We start from the raw sequence: 1,041 nt of genomic DNA on the forward strand, positions 1-1,041 counted from the left end.
CCTGATTATGTCTCTTGCTCAGGAACCCTTGATTTAGCCATTCGCGCGGCGTAAAGTGAACGAACGTTCTATTTTGCGGAGGTGGATCATGCCCATCAATGGCATCCAGATGCAAAAAGGCTTGTCTTTGCCTGAGTTCATCCAGTTGTACGGCACAGAGCAGCAGTGCGAAGCCGCATTGCAAAAAGCGCGCTGGCCACAAGGGTTTCGCTGCCCAAAATGTCATGGACAAAATGCCAGCACATTTATACGCGGCAAAACTCGCATATGGGATTGTTGTCATTGTTCGCACCAAACCAGTTTGACGGCAGGAACCATGATGCACCAGTCGCAACTCCCCCTGACGAAGTGGTTTCTGGCTATTTATCTGGTGACGCAATTGAAAACCGATATCGCGGCTTTATCGCTGCGCCGCCAACTGGGTATGACCTGGAAAGCCGCATGGTTGCTGAAACATAAGTTGATGGAGGCAATGCGCCAGCGTGAGTCAGACCGCCCCTTGAGTGGAGACGTTCGGATTGATGACGCATATCTTGGCGGCGAGCGTAATGGAGGCAAGCGCGGGCGTGGTTCTGAAAATAAGGTCGCTTTTGTAGCTGCGGTCGAAATGCGTGATGGGCATCCTCATCGGCTGCGTTTTGATCCGGTGCAAGGCTTTTCGTTCGAAGCGCTCAAGCCTTGGGCAGAAAGGGCTTTGGCACCGGGGAGCACGGTGACTTCGGACGGTCTGATCGGTTTTGAAGTAGTGCGGCAATTGGGATTTAAGCACCGAGTCGTCCAAGCGCCCAAAGGTAAGGCCGGAACGGAGATTGACGCATTCAAATGGCTTAATGTGATGCTGGGGAATTTAAAAACGGCGCAATCGGGCACCTACCATGCATTCAAATACAGTAAATATGCTGGCCGCTATTTGGCGGAAATGCAGTACCGATTTAATAGGCGTTTTGATTTATGCGCCCTTATTCCCCGCATGCTGCATGCCTTACTCATTGCTAAGCCTTGCCCGCGAGGGCGATTAACTGAGTAAGAGACATAATCAGG

At 51.6% G+C, this 1,041-nt stretch carries 1 protein-coding gene; it reads left to right on the top strand.

What is annotated here, in order from left to right:
- The first annotated feature begins 88 nt into the window (after window positions 1-88).
- On the top strand, window positions 89-1,027 hold the full coding sequence (locus ACFQNF_RS13795) for an IS1595 family transposase (protein WP_380188521.1): 939 nt from the start codon (window positions 89-91) through the stop codon (window positions 1,025-1,027).
- The last annotated feature ends 14 nt before the right edge of the window (window positions 1,028-1,041 follow it).

Origin of the sequence: Iodobacter arcticus, from assembly GCF_042664895.1 — a bacterium.
In the GTDB taxonomy this organism is placed as follows: Bacteria; Pseudomonadota; Gammaproteobacteria; order Burkholderiales; family Chitinibacteraceae; genus Iodobacter; species Iodobacter arcticus.

Excerpts from the sequence above, each read along its gene's own strand:
- ACFQNF_RS13795 (WP_380188521.1), top strand. The coding sequence starts at position 89 with ATGCCCATCAATGGCATCCAGATGCAAAAAGGCTTGTCTTTGCCTGAG.